The sequence below is a fragment of the Metabacillus litoralis genome (genome assembly GCF_003667825.1).
GTDB lineage: Bacteria > Bacillota > Bacilli > Bacillales > Bacillaceae > Metabacillus > Metabacillus litoralis_B.
The window spans coordinates 1,232,642-1,256,062 of sequence record NZ_CP033043.1; the positions used below are offsets into that span (position 1 = coordinate 1,232,642).

General features: G+C 38.7%; 26 protein-coding genes and 2 riboswitches. All 26 genes read left to right on the forward strand.

Features of this window, described 5'->3' with window-relative positions; translation table 11 throughout:
- Positions 1-65 precede the first annotated feature (65 nt).
- The 26 genes from D9842_RS25690 (at position 66) to D9842_RS05990 (ending at position 23,421) form a co-directional block, all read left to right on the forward strand.
- Entirely contained in the window at positions 66-212 is a 147-nt protein-coding gene (locus D9842_RS25690) for a hypothetical protein (RefSeq protein WP_162987319.1), read from the forward strand.
- A gap of 105 nt (positions 213-317) precedes the next feature.
- Positions 318-514, forward strand: a riboswitch (cobalamin riboswitch).
- Positions 515-743: 229 nt separating this feature from the next.
- Positions 744-931, forward strand: a riboswitch (cobalamin riboswitch).
- A gap of 126 nt (positions 932-1,057) precedes the next feature.
- Complete coding sequence (locus D9842_RS05870; protein WP_121661696.1) at positions 1,058-1,441, forward strand: (2Fe-2S) ferredoxin domain-containing protein; 384 nt, start codon at positions 1,058-1,060, stop codon at positions 1,439-1,441.
- Between the two features lie 81 nt (positions 1,442-1,522).
- Positions 1,523-3,106: a precorrin-3B C(17)-methyltransferase gene (gene cobJ, locus D9842_RS05875; protein WP_373995120.1), complete on the forward strand. Its 1,584-nt coding sequence runs from the start codon at positions 1,523-1,525 to the stop codon at positions 3,104-3,106.
- A 20-nt stretch (positions 3,107-3,126) separates the two neighbouring features.
- On the forward strand, positions 3,127-4,041 hold the full coding sequence (locus D9842_RS05880) for a sirohydrochlorin chelatase (RefSeq protein ID WP_121661698.1): 915 nt from the start codon (positions 3,127-3,129) through the stop codon (positions 4,039-4,041).
- Positions 4,038-4,817, forward strand: a complete 780-nt coding sequence (gene cobK / locus D9842_RS05885; protein WP_121661699.1) for a precorrin-6A reductase — start codon at positions 4,038-4,040, stop codon at positions 4,815-4,817. Before D9842_RS05880 ends, cobK begins: the two co-directional genes overlap by 4 nt.
- Before the next feature lie 3 nt (positions 4,818-4,820).
- Positions 4,821-5,468, forward strand: coding sequence for a precorrin-8X methylmutase (locus D9842_RS05890; protein WP_121664963.1), 648 nt, complete (start codon positions 4,821-4,823; stop codon positions 5,466-5,468).
- Positions 5,469-5,471: 3 nt separating this feature from the next.
- On the forward strand, positions 5,472-6,608 hold the full coding sequence (locus tag D9842_RS05895) for a cobalt-precorrin-5B (C(1))-methyltransferase (RefSeq protein WP_121661700.1): 1,137 nt from the start codon (positions 5,472-5,474) through the stop codon (positions 6,606-6,608).
- Positions 6,574-7,782, forward strand: a complete 1,209-nt coding sequence (cbiE, locus tag D9842_RS05900; protein ID WP_121661701.1) for a precorrin-6y C5,15-methyltransferase (decarboxylating) subunit CbiE — start codon at positions 6,574-6,576, stop codon at positions 7,780-7,782. The genes D9842_RS05895 and cbiE overlap by 35 nt, the downstream gene beginning before the upstream one ends.
- A gap of 3 nt (positions 7,783-7,785) precedes the next feature.
- Positions 7,786-8,487 carry a precorrin-2 C(20)-methyltransferase gene (cobI, locus tag D9842_RS05905; RefSeq protein ID WP_121661702.1) on the forward strand — a complete coding sequence of 234 codons (702 nt, stop codon included), beginning with the start codon at positions 7,786-7,788 and terminating at the stop codon, positions 8,485-8,487.
- Positions 8,487-9,260 carry a precorrin-4 C(11)-methyltransferase gene (gene cobM / locus D9842_RS05910; protein WP_121661703.1) on the forward strand — a complete coding sequence of 258 codons (774 nt, stop codon included), beginning with the start codon at positions 8,487-8,489 and terminating at the stop codon, positions 9,258-9,260. The genes cobI and cobM overlap by 1 nt, the downstream gene beginning before the upstream one ends.
- On the forward strand, positions 9,257-10,381 hold the full coding sequence (locus tag D9842_RS05915) for a cobalt-precorrin 5A hydrolase (RefSeq protein WP_121661704.1): 1,125 nt from the start codon (positions 9,257-9,259) through the stop codon (positions 10,379-10,381). The genes cobM and D9842_RS05915 overlap by 4 nt, the downstream gene beginning before the upstream one ends.
- 16 nt (positions 10,382-10,397) lie before the next feature.
- Complete coding sequence (locus D9842_RS05920; protein ID WP_121661705.1) at positions 10,398-11,774, forward strand: cobyrinic acid a,c-diamide synthase CobB; 1,377 nt, start codon at positions 10,398-10,400, stop codon at positions 11,772-11,774.
- Positions 11,767-13,296, forward strand: coding sequence for a cobyric acid synthase (locus tag D9842_RS05925; protein WP_121661706.1), 1,530 nt, complete (start codon positions 11,767-11,769; stop codon positions 13,294-13,296). Before D9842_RS05920 ends, D9842_RS05925 begins: the two co-directional genes overlap by 8 nt.
- On the forward strand, positions 13,289-14,347 hold the full coding sequence (cobT, locus tag D9842_RS05930; RefSeq protein WP_121664964.1) for a nicotinate-nucleotide--dimethylbenzimidazole phosphoribosyltransferase: 1,059 nt from the start codon (positions 13,289-13,291) through the stop codon (positions 14,345-14,347). Before D9842_RS05925 ends, cobT begins: the two co-directional genes overlap by 8 nt.
- Complete coding sequence (cobA, locus tag D9842_RS05935; RefSeq protein ID WP_121661707.1) at positions 14,344-15,141, forward strand: uroporphyrinogen-III C-methyltransferase; 798 nt, start codon at positions 14,344-14,346, stop codon at positions 15,139-15,141. The genes cobT and cobA overlap by 4 nt, the downstream gene beginning before the upstream one ends.
- The gene (locus D9842_RS05940; RefSeq protein WP_121661708.1) at positions 15,125-15,694 is read left to right on the forward strand and encodes a nitroreductase family protein; all 570 of its coding nucleotides are present in this window, start codon (positions 15,125-15,127) and stop codon (positions 15,692-15,694) included. Before cobA ends, D9842_RS05940 begins: the two co-directional genes overlap by 17 nt.
- A 30-nt stretch (positions 15,695-15,724) precedes the next feature.
- Complete coding sequence (gene cobO / locus D9842_RS05945) at positions 15,725-16,270, forward strand: cob(I)yrinic acid a,c-diamide adenosyltransferase (RefSeq protein ID WP_121661709.1); 546 nt, start codon at positions 15,725-15,727, stop codon at positions 16,268-16,270.
- Positions 16,270-17,376 carry a threonine-phosphate decarboxylase CobD gene (cobD, locus tag D9842_RS05950; protein WP_121661710.1) on the forward strand — a complete coding sequence of 369 codons (1,107 nt, stop codon included), beginning with the start codon at positions 16,270-16,272 and terminating at the stop codon, positions 17,374-17,376. The genes cobO and cobD overlap by 1 nt, the downstream gene beginning before the upstream one ends.
- Positions 17,373-17,906: a bifunctional adenosylcobinamide kinase/adenosylcobinamide-phosphate guanylyltransferase gene (gene cobU / locus D9842_RS05955; RefSeq protein ID WP_121661711.1), complete on the forward strand. Its 534-nt coding sequence runs from the start codon at positions 17,373-17,375 to the stop codon at positions 17,904-17,906. Before cobD ends, cobU begins: the two co-directional genes overlap by 4 nt.
- The gene (gene cobS / locus D9842_RS05960; protein WP_257535988.1) at positions 17,903-18,646 is read left to right on the forward strand and encodes an adenosylcobinamide-GDP ribazoletransferase; all 744 of its coding nucleotides are present in this window, start codon (positions 17,903-17,905) and stop codon (positions 18,644-18,646) included. Before cobU ends, cobS begins: the two co-directional genes overlap by 4 nt.
- A gap of 7 nt (positions 18,647-18,653) precedes the next feature.
- Complete coding sequence (locus D9842_RS05965) at positions 18,654-19,259, forward strand: histidine phosphatase family protein (protein ID WP_231309748.1); 606 nt, start codon at positions 18,654-18,656, stop codon at positions 19,257-19,259.
- A gap of 10 nt (positions 19,260-19,269) precedes the next feature.
- Entirely contained in the window at positions 19,270-19,989 is a 720-nt protein-coding gene (locus D9842_RS05970) for an adenosylcobinamide amidohydrolase (RefSeq protein WP_121661713.1), read from the forward strand.
- Positions 19,983-20,951: an adenosylcobinamide-phosphate synthase CbiB gene (gene cbiB / locus D9842_RS05975; RefSeq protein ID WP_121661714.1), complete on the forward strand. Its 969-nt coding sequence runs from the start codon at positions 19,983-19,985 to the stop codon at positions 20,949-20,951. The genes D9842_RS05970 and cbiB overlap by 7 nt, the downstream gene beginning before the upstream one ends.
- Positions 20,952-20,977: 26 nt before the next feature.
- The gene (locus tag D9842_RS05980) at positions 20,978-21,865 is read left to right on the forward strand and encodes a GHMP family kinase ATP-binding protein (protein WP_121661715.1); all 888 of its coding nucleotides are present in this window, start codon (positions 20,978-20,980) and stop codon (positions 21,863-21,865) included.
- 7 nt (positions 21,866-21,872) lie between these two features.
- Positions 21,873-22,517 carry a 5,6-dimethylbenzimidazole synthase gene (gene bluB / locus D9842_RS05985; RefSeq protein ID WP_121661716.1) on the forward strand — a complete coding sequence of 215 codons (645 nt, stop codon included), beginning with the start codon at positions 21,873-21,875 and terminating at the stop codon, positions 22,515-22,517.
- Positions 22,518-22,662: 145 nt separating this feature from the next.
- Positions 22,663-23,421 (forward strand): energy-coupling factor ABC transporter permease, encoded by a 759-nt coding sequence (locus D9842_RS05990; protein WP_121661717.1) that lies wholly within the window; start codon positions 22,663-22,665, stop codon positions 23,419-23,421.

Here is a 23,421-nt window from a genome sequence, read left to right on the forward strand (position 1 = left end):
ATCAGATGCATAATCAAAATATTTTAGGTGAAAATCTTATTATAAAACAAAAGGAGGTTAGAAGCATGAGCGTTTATGAAAACTTTCCAGTCGCAAACTTAGATAGTGACCAATTAAACAAAATCATGAGTTTAGAAAAAGAATTAAGAAATGAAACAAACGAAAATATTGTGTTAATAGCATATGATGAAAAAGATGAAGGAATGGAATAAGTCACCATTTTTATTGTAACTTTTGTCACTTTATCCAACAATATGTTGAAATATCATTTTGCTTGCTTTAATATAATACCTATCAATTGATACCAACTTAAAATAGTATACGCTGTAAATTAAGATGCCGCTAAAGGCTTAATAGGGAATTCGGTGAAAATCCGGAACTGTCCCCGCAACTGTAAGTGTCGACGAAATAAGCAATCCACTGTATTGAAGCTTTGTTAAAAGTGATATATGGGAAGGGGCTTAAAGTAGAGTGAATCACAAGTCAGGAGACCTGTCTTAATTTATCAAGTTTCAGTTTCTTCGGGAGGTGAGAAGGTGAGACGAATGCAACCATATGAAATTTATTGGATTGCTTTCGTATTCCCTTTTCATCCGCTCAGTAAAGATCTGAGCGGATTTTTTTGTACTATCAAAAAGTATAAGATCTTATTCTTGAGTAAAATCTTTTGCATTTAACTTGGAGATTGTTTTTTAAAAAGACATATTTTAAGAGACAACCTAATACGTTTAGATGAGTAAACTAAATAGAGTTTAAGATTAGGTGCACTTCAGATATATGTAGTGCTTAAAAGGGAAGTCGGTGAAAATCCGACACGGTACCCGCCACTGTTATGGGAAGCCTTATAACATGATGTCACTGAATGCAACCGGGAAGACGTTATAAAGCTATGAACCTAAGTCAGGAGACCTGCCTAACTTTTAATACTGATACCTACGGGCATATAGGTAGACGTGTAGTAGAAAATGCTAGTCATTTGCCATTTTTTAATGCACCTCTGCCTATATAGAGGTGCATTTTTTATTTGAAAAAATTTTAATAGACTGGAAGTGTTAAGATGACGACTTGGAATCTTACAGAAACAAAGCACCATGTACTCATTTGTAACGGAAGCAGCTGTATGAGAAAAGGTGGAGAAGAAGCAACCCAGGCAATAAGAGAAGAAATCACAAACTTAGATTTGGATGCAAGCATTCATACAACAAGAACTCGTTGTAATGGTAGATGCAAAGATGCTTGTGTAATGGTGGTTTATCCGGAGGGAGTTTGGTATAAAGCTGCAACTCCAGAAATAGCTAAGAAGATTGTTCATGATCACTTAGTTGGTGGAAATGTGGTAGAAGACAGTGTGATCTACACATATGATAAAGACCATTTTTCCGCACCTGAAAATTCAGAATCGATTACAGGAATAGCTAAACCGCAGAAGAGTAACGTTTAATCGTTATTCATTTTGGAAGGAGGAATTTACTTGCTAGGAAAATTACTTGTGATCGGATTTGGCCCAGGAAGCTTTGAACATATGACAAAAAGGGCTCAAGATGCGATTCAAGAAAGTGACTGTATCATTGGATACAAAACATATGTTGAATTGATTCAGGACCTTTTAACAGATCAAGAGATTATTAGTACAGGAATGTCAGAGGAAGTAAGCCGTGCCCAAGCAGCTGTAAAACTTGCAGAAGAGGGCAAAACAGTCGCGGTCATATCAAGTGGTGATGCCGGAGTGTATGGAATGGCCGGACTAGTTTATGAAGTTTTAATTGAAAAAGGTTGGTCAGAAGAAACAGGTGTGAGTGTTGAAGTCATTCCGGGTGTTTCGGCTATTAATTCATGTGCATCGCTTTTAGGTGCTCCGATTATGCATGATGCATGCACAATCAGCCTCAGTGACCATTTAACTCCTTGGGAATTGATTGAAAAGCGTATTGATGCAGCTGCTCAGGCTGATTTTGTTATTACTCTTTATAATCCTAAAAGTGGTCGCCGAACAAGACAAATACAAGAGGCGCAACGGATTTTATTAAGTTATCGTTCACCATTAACACCAGTTGGACTTGTAAAAAGTGCGTATCGTGACAGACAGCATATCGTTATTACAGATCTTGAGCATATGCTTGATTATGATATCGGAATGCTTACAACGGTTGTGATTGGAAATTCATCAACATTTTTATATGACAATAAAATGATTACGCCAAGAGGTTATCAACGTAAGTATACGTTAAATACAACTGAGCAGAGATTAAAGCCACATGAGCGTCTTCGACATGAAAACGAACCATGGGCATTACATAAAGGTATTAACGATATGCCACCAACTAAAAAAGCAAAAGCAACGAAAGAAAAAGATAGTTCTTTGCAACTTGCGTTAGAAGCGTTGCAAAAAGTTAAGGGTAATACAGCTTCTTCCATTAACGAAGAAAAGGCTCAAATTTCTGTAAACAACCCGATTACATCGATTTTTGAATTAGCCGTCAGCCCTGGTATTGCAAATAAAAAATTCACTCCAAAACAGATGATGACTCTTGCAGAAGTGACAGGGGACGATGGTTCAATGGAGTATACACCACATCATCAAATTCTGTTACGAATACCTACTAGTGAACCGGAAGTGATCACCGAAAAACTTAAAGATGTTGGATTTCTATTAGAACCAATTGGTGATGTTTTTCAAATCAAGGCTTGTGATTTTTGTGAAGGAGAAAAGAAAGATTCCATTCCATATGCAGAGGAGCTTCATGAAAAGTTAAGTGGGCTAGATTTACCAAAAGAATTAAAGGTAGGATTTAACGGCTGTGGTATGGCATGTTTTGGTGCTGTGAATGAAGACATTGGAATTATTTTTCGAAAAGGAAAATTTGATTTATTTTTAGGAGCTAAAACAGTCGGCAGAACAGCCCATCCAGGTCAGCCGGTTGCTGAAGGAATAGAGCCTGAAAAAATCGTCGAAGTGATTGAAAATATTGTTCATGAATACAAGGAAAAAGGACATCCAAACGAAAGATTTTTCAAGTATTTTAAACGTGTAGGTAATGTTCAAGGCTATTCATATAGGGACATGAGTCCAAAAATTGAAATTGAACCAGCTCCGTGCGGAGATTAATAAGGATAGGGGAGAATACTATGAAAGCAATTTTACTCGTTGGACATGGAAGTCGAGATCATGAAGGAAACGACCAAGTAAGACAAACAATTGAAGAGCTAAAGCCACAACTAGATTCGGAGCTTTTAGTGGAAACCTGTTTTTTAGAGTTCGAACGACCAACTATTAACCAAGGTATTCAAACATGTGTAGAAAAAGGGGCAACTAGTGTTTTTGTCATTCCACTAATGCTACTTGCAGCAGGACATTCTAAAATCCATATTCCAGCAGCGATTGATGAAGCGAAGGAAAAGTATCCTCATGTATCATTTACGTATGGAAGACCTTTTGGCATACATGAAGAAACAATGGAAATTTGTAAAAGCCGCTTAGAAGAAGTTGGCGAGAAAATCAACGAAGAAGATCCTGAAACAGCTGTTATTTTGTTAGGTCGCGGTGGCAGTGATCCTGATGCAAACAGTGATTTATATAAAATTACAAGACTTTTATGGGAAAAGCTACATTATAAATTTGTTGAGCCTGCTTTTATGGGTGTAACAGATCCGTTAATTAAAGAAGGCGTTGAACGCTGTGTGAAATTAGGCGCAAAGAGAATTGTTATTTTACCTTATTTCCTATTTACTGGTATTTTAATCAAACGTTTAGAGAACATGATTGAAGAGTTTCAACAAGAGTTTCCAGAGGTTGAATTCAAGCTTGCCGGCTATTTTGGCTTTCACTCAAGACTTAAAACAATTATAAAAGATCGAATTCAAGAAGCGTTGCAAGGTGAAGTGAAAATGAACTGTGATACATGTGTATACCGAATTGAGGCAATGGAACATATTGATCATCATCACCACCATGATCACGATCATGACCACGGGCACCACCATCATCACCATCATGACCATGATCACGAGCATCACCATGAGCCAGAGGTTCAAAAACTATGATTCTTTTTTTAGCCGGTACAAGTGATGCTAGAGCACTAGCACTAACTGTGAAAGAAGCAGGTTACAACATTCTTACAACAGTCGTCACAGAGAATGCAGGAAAAGAAATGCAAAAGGTCGGCTTAGATGTATATGTAGGAAGGCTTACGGATGAAGATTTTACAACGATGATTAAAGAACAAGGCTTTCAAGTGATTGTAGATGCTAGTCATCCGTTTGCAGAGGAGGCTAGCAAAAATGCACTTTTGGGGGCAAAAGCAGCTGGTGTTCCATATATCCGTTATGAGCGGGAGTCTCAAGTCTATGAACATAAAGGGATTGTAATGGTTGAAGGCTACGAGGAGGCAGCAGAGGTTGCTGCTGAAAAAAAAGGTGTGATTATGCTAACAACTGGGAGTAAAACTCTAGAAATTTTCACTCGTAGATTACTAGATCAACCGAATACTCGTGTTATTGCTAGGATGCTTCCAAGGAAAGATAATATGGAAAAATGCGAAAAGCTTGGTTTTCCTCAAAAAGACATCGTCGCGATTCAAGGTCCGTTTTCAAAAGAATTTAATGCAGCTCTTTATAAACAGTACGGAGTAACAACGATGATCACAAAGGAAAGCGGCAAAGCAGGTTCTGTTGATGAGAAATTAGAAGCAGCTTTGGAGCTTGGTATCGAGACAATTATGATTAAAAGACCAAAGATTCAATATGGTCATGCTTACTCTGACTTTGAAGGAGTACTCAGCCATATTAACAGAATATTTGATAAAAAATTGGAGGAATAGATGATGGATTTTAAAACAGAATTCAAACCACTTACAGTTCAGCCTCAAGAAATTGAGGGAATTAGTTTTCAAATGATCGATTCAGAGTTTGGTGATCATAACTTTACCGAAGAGCAATATAAGGTTGTCCAACGTGTTGTACATGCCTCCGCTGATTTTGAATTAGGTCATAGCATGCTTTTTCACGATAAAGCTGTTCAAGCTGGTATTGATGCAATTCGTAATGGTGAACAAGTATATGCGGATGTTCAAATGATTTTAGGCGGCGTCAGTAAGCCAAGAATTGAAAAACATGGCGGTGGTGTACATGTTTACATTTCAGACCCAGACGTCATGGAGGAAGCAAAGCGTTTAAACACAACTCGTGCGATTATTTCTGTTAGAAAAGCGATTAAACAGTTTGACGGAGGAATTTTTGCGATTGGTAATGCACCAACAGCTTTACTTGAATTGATTCGGTTAATTAAGGAAGGTGAAGCTAAACCGAGCCTAGTCATCGGTTTACCTGTTGGTTTCGTATCAGCGCCGGAATCAAAAGAAGAATTAGCAAAATTAGACGTACCATTCATTACGAATGTAGGTAGAAAAGGTGGTAGTACCGTTACGGTTGCAGCGTTAAACGCAATCTCTCTTCTTGCAGATAAGGAATAAACGATGAACGGAAAAACCAAAAAAAAAGACAAAAGTGAAATGCGCTCCGGTTATACAACAGGTGCATGTGCAACGGCGACGACCAAAGCCGCATTACTTGCATTAATTACAGGTGAGCCTCAAATGGAGAGCACGATTTATTTACCTGTTGGAAAATTTGCGACATTTGTCATGGAAAGCTGCACTGTAGAAGCAAACGTTGCTGAAGCTGGAACAATTAAAGATGCCGGAGATGATCCAGATGCTACTCATGGAGCTCTGATTAGATCAACTGTTTCATGGAGTGAAACACCAGGCATCACACTTGATGGCGGAATTGGCGTTGGTCGTGTCACAAAAGAAGGTCTTCCTGTCCCAGTTGGTGAAGCAGCGATTAACCCTGTACCAAGAAAAATGATTCTTGAAACAGCAGCGGAGGTCCTTCAAAACCATAACATTACAAGAGGAATCACGATCATTATTTCTGTTCCTGATGGAGAGAAAATGGCCGAAAAAACATTAAACAAACGACTTGGTATTATTGGTGGAATTTCCATATTAGGAACAAGAGGCACTGTTATTCCATTTTCAAGCTCCGCTTATATGGCGAGTATTGTTCAAGCGGTTAGTGTTGCACGAGCAAGTGAATGTGAGCATGTTGTGATTACAACGGGTGGTCGCAGTGAGAAGTATGCGATGCAGCAATATCCGGAGCTTCCTGAAGAAGCCTTTATTGAAATGGGTGACTTTGTTGGGTTCACTCTAAAGCAATGTAAGAAACAAGGAATCAAAAAGGTTTCTCTTGTTGGAATGATGGGGAAATTTTCAAAGGTAGCTCAAGGTGTGATGATGGTCCACTCAAAAAGTGCACCAGTTGATTTTAATTTTCTCGCAAATGTTGCTGTTGCTGCTGGTGTAAAAGATGAAAAATTAATTGATGAAATAAAGCAAGCCAATACCGCATCACAAGTTGGAGATTTGATGGCAGCGAATGGTGTCAATGATTTTTTCACCATACTTTGTGAAAATTGCTGTCTTTCAGGTTTAAAAGAAATTGGCGGCGGAATCTCAATAGAAACAAGTTTGTACACGATGAAAGGTGCATTGCTTGGAAAGGCAGGTAAACATGACGAAGAAAATGAAAGTAATTGGAATCGGTGACGATGGCAAACAAAGCCTGCTTCCAGTTTATGAAAAATGGATTTATGAGAGTGATCTTCTCGTAGGAGGAGAACGACAGCTATCATTTTTCAAAGATTTTACTGGTGAAAAGAAAGTCATAAAAGGTGGTCTTTCTTCACTCGTAAGTGACTTAGAGAAGGAAAACCGTAAAATTGTTGTCCTTGCATCAGGTGATCCTCTTTTTTATGGAATAGGGAGCTATCTTGCAAAAAAACTGGATGTTGAGGTTTATCCTTATTTAAGCTCTTTACAACAAGCCTTTGCTAGAATGAATGAAAGCTGGCAGGATGCCTACATCACTAGTCTACATGGCAGAAGTATAAAAGGTCTTGTGCAAAAAATAAACGGAAAAGAAAAAATTGCTCTTCTAACAGATGAGGAGAATAGCCCCTCTCAAATCGCTCGCTATCTACGTTCCTTTGGAGTTTCAGAATATAAGGCATTTGTTGCTGAAAACCTTGGTGGTGAGCAAGAGCGCTGTGCTTTTTACAGTTTAGAAGAACTTGAGAATATGGAGTTCTCTCCACTTAATGTTGTTATTTTGAAAAAAACATCTGAAGTGAAATCTTGGACTATAGGCATTGATGATGAAGAATTTCATCAAAGAAAGCCTGAAAAAGGTCTTTTAACAAAAAAAGAAATAAGAACACTTAGCTTAAGTGAATTAAAGCTTTCAAAAAACAGTGTTATGTGGGATATCGGTACTTGTACAGGTTCTGTTGCCATTGAGGCCTGTTTAATTGCTAATGAAGGACAAGTATTTGCCATTGAAAAAAATGATCACGACCTAGAGAATTGTCGGTTAAATATGCAGAAATTCAGAACAGATTTTACGGTTGTTCAAGGAAAAGCTCCCGAACACTTAGAAGCATTCCCTAATCCAGATGCTATTTTCATTGGGGGAACTGCTGGTGGCATGGAAGAAATTCTGAAGGTTTGCTGTTCGCGTCTTAACAAGGGTGGAAGAATTGTGCTAAATGCAGTGACCATCGAAAATTTATATCAAGCTGTTGAATGCTTTAAGCAAAACGGTTTCCAGGTTACTATTACGCTTTCACAAATTTCAAGAAGTAAACCAATATTAAATCTTACGCGTTTTGACGCGTTGAACCCGATCTATATTATTACTGCACAACATAAGGAAGGGGAATAAAAAATGGTAGGAACTCTTTATGGCTTAGGCGTTGGACCTGGAGATCCAGAGCTTTTAACGGTAAAAGCTTTTCGAACGTTAAAAGAAGCACCAGTTATCGCCTATCCGAAAAAACGAAAGGGCAGCAAAAGCTACGCCCATCGCATCATTGATGTATACATAACACCTGGGGAAAAGGAAATGTTAGGCCTTGTGTTTCCGATGACAAAGGATCCGGAGATTTTAGAGCGCGAATGGTCACATACTGTTGATCTTGTGTGGGATAAGCTGAAAACAGGCAAGGATGTTGCATTTGTTACAGAAGGTGATCCCCTTTTATATAGTACGTTTATTCATATGATGAATCTTATGAAAGAACGCTATCCAGAAGTAAATATTCAAACCGTTCCCGGTATTTCTTCCATAAATGGTGCAGCTTCACGACTAGGTATCGCACTAGCAGAGGGCGATGATCATGTGGCGATTATTCCTGCAAGAGATGACTATGAAGCAATGAAAAAAGCAATCGTTGAAAATGATTGTGTTATTTTCATTAAAGTAGCTAAGGTGATCGATTTAATGCTAAACATTCTACGCGAACTAGATTTACTCGAAAAAGCATCTGTTGTGACAAAGGTAACCTCGGATGAAGAAATCATCTGGGACATTCGTGAATTAGATCGTGCAGAGCTGGAATATTTAACATTAATGGTGGTGAGAAAATAATGAAAATTACAATTATAGGAGCCGGTCCAGGAGATCCTGATTTAATTACTGTTAAAGGATTAAAGCTGCTTCAGGAAGCTGATGTTGTCCTCTATGCAGATTCATTAGTTAGCAGTGAGCTAATCGAGAAGGCAAAGCCCGAGGCGGAAGTAATAAAAACAGCAGGCATGCATTTAGAGGAAATGGTTGAGGTGATGGTTGATCGCGTACAAGAGGGTAAAAAGGTCGTGCGTGTTCATACAGGTGACCCGGCAGTATATGGTGCGATTATGGAGCAGATTGCGATTCTAAATAAACAAGATGTTCACGTTGAAATCATTCCTGGAGTTAGCTCTGTTTTTGCTTCAGCTGCAGCTTTAGGTGCTGAGCTAACCATTCCTGAGTTAACACAAACCGTTATTCTTACCCGTGCAGAAGGGAGAACGCCTGTTCCTGATGCCGAGAAATTAAAGGATTTAGCGAAACACAACTGTACAATTGCACTATTTTTAAGTGCAACACTTACGAAAAAAATTGTAAAAGAATTTTTAGATGCAGGCTGGAGCAAGGATACACCAGTTGGGGTTGTATACAAAGCAACATGGCCTGATCAAAAAATTGTTCGTTCCACACTTGAGCATCTTGATGATGATATGCGCACAAACGGCATACGTAAACAAGCAATGATTCTAGCAGGCTGGGCACTTGATCCTGATATTCATCATAAAGATTTTAAATCAAAGCTTTATGATAAAGCATTCACTCATGGCTATCGTAAAGGAGTGAAAGAATGACGCTCGTTTTAGAAGAAGGAAAAATTTTGGATCTAAAACAAACAGGTCAATATGCTGTTATTGCCATCACAAAGCATGGAGTGGAGTTAGCTCGTCATCTTACTGCTAATTTTCATCAAACAGACTTGTTTTATATGAGCAAATTTGAAAAAGGAGACGAAGATGCCCGGAATATTACTCTTTTTGAGGGAAATGTCCGCATGCTGCTTCCAACTCTTTTTCAAACATATAAAGGTATCATTATGATCATTTCTTTAGGCGCTGTTGTTCGAATGATTGCTCCTATTTTAAAAGATAAAAAAACAGATCCTGCTGTTGTGGTCATAGATGATAAAGGCAACCATGTGATCAGTGTGCTTTCAGGTCACTTAGGTGGAGCTAATGAGCTAACAAGAGAAGTGGCCGAATTATTAAAAGCAACACCGGTTATTACCACAGCCTCCGATGTTCAAAAAACCATTCCTGTGGATTTATTTGGAAGCCGATTCGGCTGGGTATGGGAGAGCGCTGAAAAATTAACACCTGTTAGTGCTTCAGTTGTAAATGAAGAGCATGTTGCCATTGTTCAAGAATCAGGTGAAAAAGAATGGTGGACATATGATACTCCTTTACCGGAAACATTGAAAATTTATCAGAATATTCAAGACGCAATCTCGGCAAAGCCTCAAGCAGCACTTGTTGTTACACATCGAAACCTAACAGAAGCTGAAAGTGTCATTTTACAAAACGGCGTTCTTTACCGACCTAAGGTTCTCGTTCTTGGTATTGGGTGTAATCGGGGCACATCGAAGGAAGAAATTGAACAGGTGATCGAGGAAACATTGCAGGAGTTACAGTTTTCGCCGAAAAGTGTGAAAGCAATTTGTTCAATTGATTTGAAAAAAGATGAACAAGGCATTATTGAGGTTGCACAGAAACATCAATGGGAATTCACCTGTTATTCGGCTGAAGAATTGAATCGTGTACCGATCGAGCTTCCTTCAGAAACTGTATATAAATTTACAGGTGCATACGGGGTTAGTGAACCGGCTGCCCGCTTATATAGTGGGGCATCATCACTTTCACTAACAAAGAAAAAATCAGGAAATGTAACGATTTCTGTTGCCGTAATTCCTTATTAGAGAGGTGGAGGTTTAGGTGACTGAACGCAGAATCGTCATTGCTGGAACCGGTAGTGGTGTTGGAAAAACAACGCTAACAATTGGTTTAATGTCAGCATTAAGAAAAAAAGGCTTAACCGTGCAAGGCTTTAAATGTGGACCAGATTATATTGATCCCTCTTATCATACAGCTGTTACAAACCGTGTTTCTCGAAATCTTGATAGCTGGATGCTGTCAGAAGAAAAGGTGCTAGACATCTTTTCTCATGGAAGTAAAGGGGCAGATATCTCCATTATGGAGGGTGTGATGGGGTTTTATGATGGAAAAGACCCACGCACAAACGTAGGAAGTACAGCCGAAATTAGTATGATTACAGAGAGTCCTGTTTTGTTGGTCGTTAATTGTGCAAGCATGGCTCGAAGTGCTGCGGCAATTGTTAAAGGATTTCAAATGCTTTCTGAAGGTCCTAATATCGTGGGTGTTATTGCAAACAGAGTTGGAAGTGAAGGTCACTTCAAGCTTGTCAAAACAGCCATTGAGCAGGAATGTGATGTTCCTGTTATCGGATATTTAAAAAGAGAAAATGATATTGAAATACCTGAACGACATCTCGGCCTTATTCCTTCCATTGAAAGAGGAGAATTAGATTCTTTCTTTGACAAATTAGGTGAATTGGTACTCGAAACCGTCGACATTGACAGATTACTCACTTTATCTGAAGCAGAACCAATTCAACATAAATCAATCTCTTCTCTTTTCGATAAAAAGAAAGCAACTTCAGTAAAGATTGCTGTAGCAAAGGATGCTGCCTTTAATTTCTATTATCCTGAAAATCTCGAAATCTTGGAAACTCAAGGTGCTGAGCTCCTATATTTTTCACCACTTGCAAATGAAGTATTACCTGAAGGCGCGGATGGTCTCTACATAGGTGGTGGTTTTCCTGAGGAATTTGCTAGTGAGCTTTCAAAGAACGACGCAGCAAAGACATCTATAAAGAAGGCGATTGAGCAAGGTTTACCAACACTTGCTGAATGTGGCGGATTCATGTATTTAACAGATTCCATTGAAACAAGTGAAGAAAACCGTTATGAAATGGTTGGTGTCATCTCAGGTGAAGTCAAAATGCACACTAAAAGAGTGGCATTAGGCTACCGAGATATTACTGGTCGAAAAGGAAATTTCCTTATCAATGAAAATCAAAAAGCACGAGGTCATGAATTTCATTATTCAACTTTTGAACCACACTCAGACGTTACGCATGCTTATGAAACAAAAGGCATGAGAGGGACTAAGCTTGAAGGCTGTTTAACTCATAATCTTGTAGCAGGATACACGCACTTTCACTTTGCTTCTTGTCCTGAAATGGTCGAAAACTGGATCACCTTTTGTAAGGAAATCAAAGCATATGGGTAAGGGTTTGCCGATCATGTTTCAGGGAACGCATTCTGATGCAGGAAAAAGTGTGATTGTCACAGCATTTTGCCGAATTTTTGCACAAGATGGATATAAAACAGCACCTTTTAAATCGCAAAACATGGCATTAAATTCATATATTACGATCGATGGGAAGGAAATCGGACGGGCACAAGGTGTGCAGGCTGAAGCCGCTTTTATTCAAGCAACAACTGATATGAATCCGATTTTAATTAAGCCAAACCGTGATTATGAATCACAAATTGTTGTTCATGGAAAGCCCTATAAAAACATGCAAGCTGGGGAGTATCGAAAAGCGTTTTTTCAAACAGGCTTAGCATTAATTCAGGAATCACTCACAAATCTTACGAATACATACGACCGAATTGTGATAGAAGGTGCCGGAAGTCCTGCCGAAATCAATTTAAATGATCGTGAGCTTGTCAATATGCGGGTAGCCCGAATGGCAAACGCTCCAGTTGTATTAATTGGTGATATTGAAAAAGGCGGTGTTTTTGCTAGTTTAGTAGGAACACTCCAACTGCTTGATCGTGAAGATCATGATCGAGTCATCGGAGTGATCATTAACAAATTTCGAGGAGATGTTCGCCTTTTAGAGCCGGGGCTTAAATGGTTTGAAGAATATTCAGGTAAAAAGGTATTAGGAGTGATCCCGTATATCCCTCATCTTAACATCGATGCCGAAGACTCAGTTGTTTTAAATCAATATACTTCAGCGGTAAATGAAGAAAAAGAAATAGATATTGCTGTTATTCAGTATCCAAAAATTTCTAACTTCACTGATATTGATCCATTTTTTCATGAGCAGGATTGTCATGTGCGATTTATTACGAGAAGTAATCAGGTGAAAAATCCGGATATTTTGATCTTACCTGGTAGCAAAAACACAATAGAAGATCTTAAGTTTCTTAAAGAAAGTGGAATTGCTCAAAAAATAGTAGAGCTCCATGAAAAGAAGCAAGCACATATTATCGGTATTTGCGGTGGATATCAAATGCTTGGGTTAAAGATTACGGATCCTGATGGAATTGAATCCTCATACAATGAGATGGAGGGACTAAGCCTTCTTCCGCTACGAACCACTATGAAAAAGGATAAAACAACCGTGCTGTCAGAAGGACACTTACATTTTAACGATCAATCCTATCATGTAAAAGGTTATGAAATTCATATGGGGGCAACAAATGTGAGTGGCGACTGTTCACCACTTATTCAGCTGTCAGATTCAGTTGATGGATGTAAAACAAGTGATGAGCAGGTTATTGGCACGTACTTTCATGGTGTTTTTCATAACGATGATTTTCGAAAAGGGTATTTAAACGCGGTTCGCATTAGTAAGGGATTAACACCTATAGAAGAAAGAATTTCATTTAACCAGCTTAGAGAGGAAGCTTTTGATCTATTAGCTGATCACGTGCGAAACCATGTTGATCTTACCTTCATTCAACATGAAATGGAAAGATTTCATCAAAGGAGTGTAAAAATTGATTCACATATATAATGACATTCCACCTCTTGATAAACGAGTAGGAAAAAGGGTTCGTGCCTATATCGACACATTAACAAAACCCCCGGGAAGTCTTGGACGATTAGAAGCACTAGCTATTGAGCTAGCTGAAATGACTGGTAAGCCTTTTCCAACTGTCACACCACCAGGGGTTATCATATTTGCCGCTGATCATGGTGTAACAGAAGATGGGGTATCTGCATTTCCTCAGAATGTTACAGCTCAGATGGTTCAAAACTTCTTAAACGGCGGAGCAGCAATAAATGTGTTTTCACGACAAATACAAGCGATGTTTGAAATTGTGGATGTAGGTGTTGCAGAAGATATTGAATCAAGTGAACTTGTTCAAAAAAAGATAAGGTACGGAACAGCTAATTTTAGTAAGCAAGATGCTATGACAAGACAAGAAGCTGAATCAGCCATTGAAGTTGGCTATGAACGAGCACAAGCAATAATAGCAAAAGGGATAAAATGCTTAATTGTTGGTGAAATGGGAATTGGGAACACCACAGCAAGCAGTGCCATTCTTTCCGTCATCCTTAATCAAAATTTAGATGAACTTGTTGGAATCGGAACAGGTATTTCAGAAGAAGGACGCAAAGTAAAACAGCAGGTCATTGAACGAAGTATCAAAGCTCGTCAGCCTAATCCAAATGATCCACTTGATGTTCTGTCAAAGGTTGGAGGGTTAGAGATAGCAGCAATGGCAGGTGCTATGCTGGCTGCGGCAGAAAATCGCATTCCAATTCTTGTTGATGGATTTATTTGTTCAACGGCTGCTGTTATTGCAAAATGCATTCATCCTACTGCAGGTGATTATATGATGATTGGTCACCGTTCTGTTGAAAAAGGCCACAGTAGGATCATTCGCTTTTTAGAAAAAGAACCACTGCTTCAATTAGGCTTACGTTTAGGAGAAGGATCGGGCGCTGCTGTTGCTTTTCCCATTTTACAATCAGCAACAAACATGTTAAATGAGATGGCTACATTTCAATCAGCGGGAATATCCAACAAGAATGAAAAAAGAAGAGAGGGAGAATTTTGACCAAAGGAACCGTGTATCTGGTAGGAGCAGGACCTGGGGATCCGAAATTAATTACCGTCTACGGATTAGAATGTATCCAAAAATCAGATGTGATTTTATATGATCGCTTAGTAAATAAAAAATTGTTAGACCACGCAAAGCCTGAAGCAGAACTCATTTTTTGTGGAAAGCTTCCTGGAAAGCATGAACTTATTCAAGAGCAAATCAATGAACTGCTTGTAGAAAAATCATTACAAGGGAAAGTTGTTACTCGTTTAAAAGGAGGCGATCCTTCTGTATTTGGGCGTGTTGGGGAAGAGGCAGAGGTACTAGCCGACCAAAATATTAAGTTTGAAATTGTTCCTGGAATCACATCAGGAATTGCTGCACCAACATACGCGGGAATTACCGTCACACACCGGGATTATGCTTCATCATTCGCTATTGTAACAGGCCATGGTCGGGCAGAAAAGAAACAGGACAGTATCAACTGGTCAGCTCTTGCACAAGGAATTGATACAATTGCTTTTTACATGGGTGTCGGAAATTTACACTATATCTGCGAAAAATTAATAGAAAATGGCAAAAACAGTCACACACCGGTTGCGGTCATTCAGTGGGGAACAACAGAGAAGCAGCGAACGGTTACTGGCACATTAAATACAATTGAAGAAATCGTCAAAGAAGCAGGAATTGAACATCCATCCATCATCATTGTTGGTGAGGTTGTTAACCTTCGAGAAAGGATTAAATGGTTTAACGAGATGGAGGCTTCAAGTAATAACGAGGAGGAGAAGTATGTCAATCATTCGTGAGTTAAAAACACGTCGAGCAATACGTGATTACCGTGATCAAGATGTAGAAGATGAAAAAATCAAAGTGCTGCTAGAAGCGGCAACATGGGCTCCAAACGACCGTATGAGAGAGCCTTGGAGTTTTTATGTGATAAAGGGTGAGGCAAAAGACAGATACGAAGCCCTCGCTAAGGAATATTTAGAGGAACGATTTCCAACGAAGCCACATTTAGTTGAAAGCTCCATTAAAGTGTTAACCTCAACACCTGTTCATATCGTTGTTACTTCTGATGTTGTACCAGGAGATGCAGACGCTACAAAAGATAACGAATATGCCGTTTGTTGTGCGATTCATTCTATGTGGCTTGCAGCCAAAGAGCTTGGACTTGGTTTTGTTTGGCGTACAAGAGGTGTAGGACTTGTTCATGATGAACGCCTTCATCAATTTATCGGTGCACCCGAAAACAAAAAGGTGATTGGGAACATTTTTATCGGATATCCGAATGAAGACTCTCTTCAAAAAATGAAAGAACCAAAAAGAACGTCATATGAAGAAAAAACAATTTGGTTGTAGAGGTAAAATAACTAAACGAGGGGGGAGCTTATGAGTCAATCAAAGCAACGTGGCCTTATGCTCGTTTATACTGGTAATGGGAAAGGGAAAACAACCGCAGCACTTGGTCTTGCTATCCGGGCAACAGGACGTGGAAAAAAAGTGCTCATCATTCAATTTATTAAATCTCCAACTCGTACATATGGAGAAAAGCTTCAGTTTGACAAAATTGGCATTGAAATGCATCAAACTGGGATTGGATTTACTTGGACAAAAACACCAGAAGAGCACCGGGAAGCATTAAAAAAAGCATGGGCTTTTACCAAAGAAAAAATTGCATCTCATTCTTATGATGTTGTGATTTTAGATGAGATAAATAATGCTCTAGCCATTGAAAAATTTCCAATTGATGATGTTCTTCCACTACATGAGGTCATAGATTTGATAAAATCTCGTCCGGAGCATATGCATTTGATTCTGACAGGACGCTCTGCTAAAGAGGAAATCATGGCTGAAGCAGATCTTGTTACAGAAATGAAGGAAGTTAAACATTATTATCACGAGGGCATACCTGCAGTGAAAGGAATTGAATTTTAATGACTTTATTGGAGCAATTTGGTCATGGAGGAGATCTGCTTACTGCAACAAATGTATTTGGGCTTGAAGGAAAGAAGGTACTGGATTTCAGTGCAAACATTAATCCTCTGGGCCCACCACAGTCAGTAATGGAGGGTTTAAAAAATCAGCTTGAAAGCATTATCCATTATCCTGATCCCGGACAACGAAAACTTAAAAATAAACTTGCAGAAGTTCTATCCGTTCCTTCTTCTCAGCTCGTCATTGGAAATGGGGCTGCCGAATGTATGGCTCTTGTCCTGCTTGCCTTAAAACCGAAAACTGTTGGTGTTGTTTATCCTTGTTTTTCCGAATATGAACAGCTTTCAAAAGCATTTGGTGCAAAAGTGGAGGGTTGCTACGGAAGAGATGAGGACGACTTAAAGCCTGATATGGTAGAACTTTTGAGGTTAATAAGCAAAGTGAATCTGCTGTTTATCGGGCATCCTAATAATCCCACAGGTACAGCCTATACATTGGATGAGTTAAAACAAATAGCAGATTCAGCGGAAAAAGCAAATACGTATGTCGTTATAGATGAAGCATTTATTGACTTTTTAGCTAACGGATCGGACCTTACCTTACTTCCTTATCTAGAAAACTATCAACATATGATCATTATTCGGTCGATGACAAAGTTTTACGCCATACCAGGCCTCCGGCTAGGTTACGCAATTGCGAATCCTGAGCTTATTGGAAAAATGATCGTAAAACAGGTGACTTGGAGCGTGAATCAGCTAGCCCTAATGGCTGGAGAATATTGCTTAAACGAAAAAGCATATGCTGACGAAACAATCACCCTTATTACGGAACAACGACAGTATGTAAAATCAAAAATTGAACGTGAACTAGGATGGTACGTTTTTGACGGACAGGTTAATTATTTATTAGTTCGATCACAAAAAAACATGCAAGCTCAGGATCTTCAATGGAAACTCGGACAAAAAGGGATATTAATAAGATCCTGCTCCATGTATAAAGGATTAACAGAACATGATTTTCGCATCGCTATAAGATCTCAAGAAGAAAACAATGTGCTACTACATGCATTAATGGATGTGAAGTCTAAAGGATGTGAAAGGGTATGACCATCACCTATATAACCGGCGGAATTCGTTCCGGTAAAAGTGAGTATGCAGAACGTTTGGCTAATGAAAAGACAAATGTCTTATACGTAGGATTTGGTGTGATAACAGATGATGAAATGCAAGAGCGAATTGAAGCTCATCAAAAGCGTCGCCCTAATCACTGGGGATTACTGTCAAACCCTACTGAATTACCGATCATTGGATCTACTAATGAAACTAACAAAGCCATTTTAGTTGATTGCTTGTCAACATGGTTAGCAAACCGCTGTATGAGCATCCCTGAAGAAGAATTAAAATCAAAAGACCATCAAGAAACGATTCTATTAGAGTTACAAAATTGGCTAGAGCAAATCAAGCAGCTTACAGAACACGTTATTATTGTTTCAAGTGAAGTAGGATTAGGAGGAGTGGCCTTGTATCGCTTAGGAAGATTTTACCAAGATGTGCTCGGTAAAATGAATCAATTAACCGCCGAAGCAGCTGATGAAGCATTTGCCGTCATGTCAGGGTTGCCATTGCGCTTGAAATGATCAAGGCCTTTTTATCTGCTCTATCATTTTTAACAAGAATACCAGCTCCATCTTCCCAATTATCGAGTAAAGATTGGCAAAAAAGTGTGATTTTTTATCCGTTGGTTGGGCTTCTGATCGGTCTGATTATCGCTGCGGGTTCCGTCTTACTAGTTGAGGTTTTTCCATTCACAATAACAGCTTTTTTCCTCTTAGTGTTATGGATCTGGATAACAGGTGGTCTCCATCTAGATGGTTGGATGGATTTGGCTGATGGACTGGGGAGCAATCGTTCTCGTGAGCAAATGCTTGAGATTATGAAAGACAGCCGGGTCGGTGCAATGGGTGTGATTGCTGCTATTTTATTAATGCTAGGAAAAGGAATGGCGATCTACGAATTGCTTTCTATGAATCTTACCTTCCTCTTCATTTTTTCACCTTTATTGGCTCGTTTGGTGCTCATTTGTTCTATAAAGGCTTTTCCTTATAAAAAGGAAGGTGGATTAGGTGAAGGTCTTCACCGTTACTTATCAATTCCTGTTATCGTCTTAAATCTTGCATTGGTTTTAGCTATAACATTCTTTTTACTTAGCTTTCATGGTCTAATTTTATTTATCTTATCTATTATCGTTAGTACTATTTTTGTTCTGTATGTTTTTAAAAAGCTTGGGATGTTAACGGGAGATTGCTACGGGGCCATCATCGAATGGAGTGAATGTGTATCATTATTCTTGGCGATTGCGATTTGGAGGTTGTTTTAAGGTGGAAATGATCCTTATTAGACATGGTGAAACAAACGAAAATGCAGCTGGACGCTATTTAGGTCACTATGATGCACCTTTAAACAATTTAGGTCAGCAACAAATTCAAAGCTTAGCAAATAATCTCCTCAATACGCTTAAAAAAGAAAGCATCTCAGCACTCTACACAAGTGACCTTTTGCGTGCAAAGGAGAGTGCGCAAATAATCGGTGAAATGCTTCAAATGAAACCAGCTACAGATGCTGCACTAAGAGAGCTTTCATTTGGTAAGTGGGAATGTAAAACCTATGACGAAATCATGTCTGAAGCACCTAGGCTTGTGACAAATTGGATCAATGATCCTTTTAAACTCGCTCCTCCTAATGGAGAAACGCTTAATGAGCTTGGGTATCGTGTTCATGTTTGGTTCAAACAAGTACTTTGTCAGCACACCCCTAACGACACCATTTTAATCGTTAGTCATCAAGGTCCTATCCGCTGGCTTTTAAGCCATTATTATTTAGGGAATTCAACAAAGTTTTGGGATGTAGAAGGAATAAAGCATGGTAGCGGGGTTTTACTGGAATTTGATCAACAAACAGAAAAAATACGATCAGTACAAAAAATAGGATGAAGTGAAAAACATGGTACAACCTTTTAAAAATCAACTACATTACCACTCAAAAGTGTGGCCTGAACTCTCATTAAAACGTAGAGATGATCATTTAATTTTTGAATCAACTCTTCCATTAGAATCTTTTAGCAGTGCCGTCTATGGTGGTGGATTTCAAATGGCTACTCATTATTTCAACTGGCAAGTACCTCTCCGATATGATTCAAAGAATCCAGTGAAACAAATTGAGGAAAAAGTTAATATTTGGGGATATCCCAAACAACAAACAATTGGTCTTCAAACTGCAGCAAAAATTGAATTAGGATCTGTTCAAGAAATACACGGAGATGAATTCAAAATGGTTGTTTGTGTCACAGCGGGTGTAGGAAACAAGGCGAGAGCTGGTAAAAAGCGAAAAACATACTCTGCCTATCAATATGGGACAATCAATACATTTATATTTATAGATGGAAGCTTAACTCATTCTGCTATGATCAATTGCATTATTACGGCAACTGAAGCAAAGGCTGCAGCTTTACAGGATTTACATATTGTTGATGAAGCTGGAGAGGATGCTACAGGTACCACAACTGATTCGGTCGTAATTGCTGCTACACAAGACCCTGCCTATCCTACCCATCAGTTTGCTGGAACAGCAACAACCATCGGCAATTCAATTGGATGTTTAGTTTACGATGCATTAACTGAAGTTGTAACAAATTGGAGAGAGGAAGAAAAGCTTCGATGTTAACTCATTCAATTATGCTTGTTTTCTCTTATCTTATTGATCGATTCGTTGGAGATCCAAGAAGCTTACCTCATCCTGTTATTTATATAGGAAAAGGTATTAGCTTACTAGAAAAACTCATTAGAAAATTCTTTCATGATGAAAGGAAACTAAAGGTTGTTGGGTTACTTTTTCCGATTGTTATTGTTGGATTAACCTACTTACTGACTGTGATCATTCTTATCATTGCTCATCAAATCAATAATTGGCTTGCAATATGTATAGAGATTTGGCTTATTTCCACAACAATTGCGACAAAAGGTTTAGCAGACGCTGGAAGAGAAGTTTACAAGCCTTTACAAGAAAAAGATCTTCCTAAAGCAAGAAAAAGCCTAGGCATGATTGTTGGAAGGGACACCGATTTCCTTGATGAAAACGAGATTAGCAGGGGAACAATTGAAACGGTTGCTGAAAATATTGTAGATGCAATTATCTCACCGCTTTTTTTTGCATTAATCGGCGGTGCTCCTTTAGCTATGGCATATCGAGCCGTTAATACACTAGATTCAATGGTAGGCTATAAAAATGAGAAATATCAAAATTTAGGATGGGCCTCAGCTCGATTAGATGATATTTGCAACTATATTCCGGCTCGAATAACAGCTGTCCTTATTCTAGCTGCTTGCTGGATTGTACGTCTTGATATTCGCGCGGCATGGAGTAGCATCAAAAATGATGCAAAACTACATCCTAGTCCGAATAGTGGAATACCAGAAGCAGCAGTCGCCGGAGCATTGGGTATTCAACTGGGAGGGACGAATTATTACAATGGAATGGTCTCTCATCGAGCCAAAATGGGTGTACCCAAAAGAAATATTGAAGCAAATGATATTCTTCACACGATAAAGATTATGCATATCTCTTCGATGATAGGCTTAATTATTTTCTTCATTTTGTCGATTTTTATGACTGCGTACGTATACTAGATTAAGAGGAAACAGGGGTTATCAACATGCGAATTGGTTATGGCATAGGTAATGGTACATTTGGAGAGCTAGTACAGGGAGTATACAACAAGCAGCCCTTTTTAATTACAATGCCGATTCCGGTACTAACGAGCAAAGCCGTATTTATTCCAAATGAAACAAAAACCATTATTGGTCATTCCTCCTATTCAAAAGCTGTTTTGGCCTGTAATAAGTTAATTTCCTTGTTTAATAGAAATGTCGGAGGAACGATATATCTTGCTTCAAACATTCCTAGAGGAAAAGGGATGGCAAGTAGTTCAGCAGATCTTGTTGCTGCGATGAAAGCAGTCGCAGAAGGGTGTTTTCTTGATGTAAATAATGAAATTCTCTCTACGATCGCAACAGAAATTGAACCAACTGACGGAGTGATGTATGAGAATGTTGTGGCTTATAACTACAAAAACGGTAGCCTAATGGAATCGTTCGGTAACTTACCTCCATTTGATTTAATAGGAATTGATATTGGTGGGTATATCGACACGATTCAATTCAACCAACAGCGTAAAACCTACTCACGACATGATCTGAAAGCTTTTCATCATGCCTTCCATTTAATAAGAACAGGAATTCAATCTCAGAATTTAAGCTCCATTTGTCAGGCATCAACAATAAGCGCAAAGATAAATGAAAAAATTCTCCCTAAAAAGTACTTTGATGAAATGGAAAAACTAGCAGCTTCCTGCCAAGGTGGTGTCGTTGTTGCACACAGCGGGACAATGATTGGTATCCTGTTAGATCACGATCATCCAAACAGAAACGATTGTTTGCTTCGATTTAAAAAGCTCGTTGACCATACTAAAGCAGTTCCGTTCTATTACAGTCATAAAAAGCTTGCTGTAAGGGACAAAAATCTCCATTTTAATGTGAGGTGATTCTATTATGTTTTCTAAAGAAGAAAAAGAGGCTATTTATAAGGTAATTGAAACTAGAAGAGATGTTCGAAGCTTTAATAAAGATGCTGTTCCAATGGATGCTGTTGCCCGAATATTAGAAGCAGCCCACCATGCACCTTCTGTTGGTTTTATGCAGCCATGGAATTTTATCTTAGTGGAATCAGATGAAATCAAACAGAAACTAGCTTGGGCAGCAGATAAGGAAAGACGAGCGCTTGCTATTCATTATGAAGAAGATGAGCGGGCATCTAAATTTCTCTCTCTTAAAATTGAAGGATTAAAAGAAGCTCCTTTAACAATTTGTGTAACATGTGATCCTACTAGAGGTGGCTCACATGTTTTAGGCCGTAACTCAATTCCGGAAACAGATATGATGTCAACAGCATGTGCGATTCAGAATATGTGGCTGGCTTCTTGTGTGGAAGGATTGGCAATGGGCTGGGTTAGCTTTTATAAAAAAGCAGATGTTCGCGATATATTAGCCATTCCACCTCATATTGATCCGGTTGCATTGATTTCAATTGGCTATACAGATGATTATCCGAAGGCACCGATTTTAGAATCCGCAAAATGGGAAAAAAGACGATCGTTAGAAAAATTAATATATAAAGAAACATGGGGTAGTTCGTAATACATTCATAACAGGTGCTTTACTCGTAACTTGAAAAGTAAAGCTTAAATGGTAAAATCGAGATCTTTGGTTGAGCCAGCCTGTTTTGTTTTAATAGAAGCAAATGATGGACAACCATTCATTTTTTCTGTAGGAGGAAGTAGGAATGAAAAGAAACAATAATTGGGCTCTTTTAATAGCTGTAGTAGCTTTAACAGGTTACTTTTGGTCTAATTCATACGAGGAAGCCTATGCAATGCATATCATGGAAGGATTTTTACCAATAGGATGGGCGGTTTTTTGGTGGGCGCTAACACTCCCGTTTATCATTTTTGGCTTAAAAAGTATCAAAAAAAATGTGAGTGAACATCCTGAATTGAAAACAATGCTAGGTGTTTCCGGGGCATTTGCCTTTGTGTTATCAGCCCTAAAGATTCCGTCCGTAACGGGCAGTTGCTCTCATCCAACTGGAGTTGGATTAGGTAGTATCTTATTTGGACCAACAGCAATGAGTGTGATCGGTACGATTGTGTTACTATTCCAATCATTGTTATTGGCACATGGTGGGTTAACAACATTAGGGGCAAACGCTTTTTCGATGGCGGTTGTTGGCCCATTTATCGCATATGGTATCTATAAATTAGGAAGAAAAATGAAGCTATCCTTTGCTGTATCTGTTTTTCTTGCTGCGATGCTAGGTGATTTAGGTACATATATTGTCACGTCGGTTCAATTGTCATTAGCGTTTCCAGCTGAGGTTGGTGGATTTTTCGCTTCTTTTATTAAGTTTGCTGGTATTTTTGGTATCACACAAATCCCACTAGCCATAAGTGAAGGATTATTAACAGTTATCGTGATGAATTTATTAATAAAATACAATATGACTGAACTAACAAACTTACCTACTATTAAGGAGGCGAGCTAA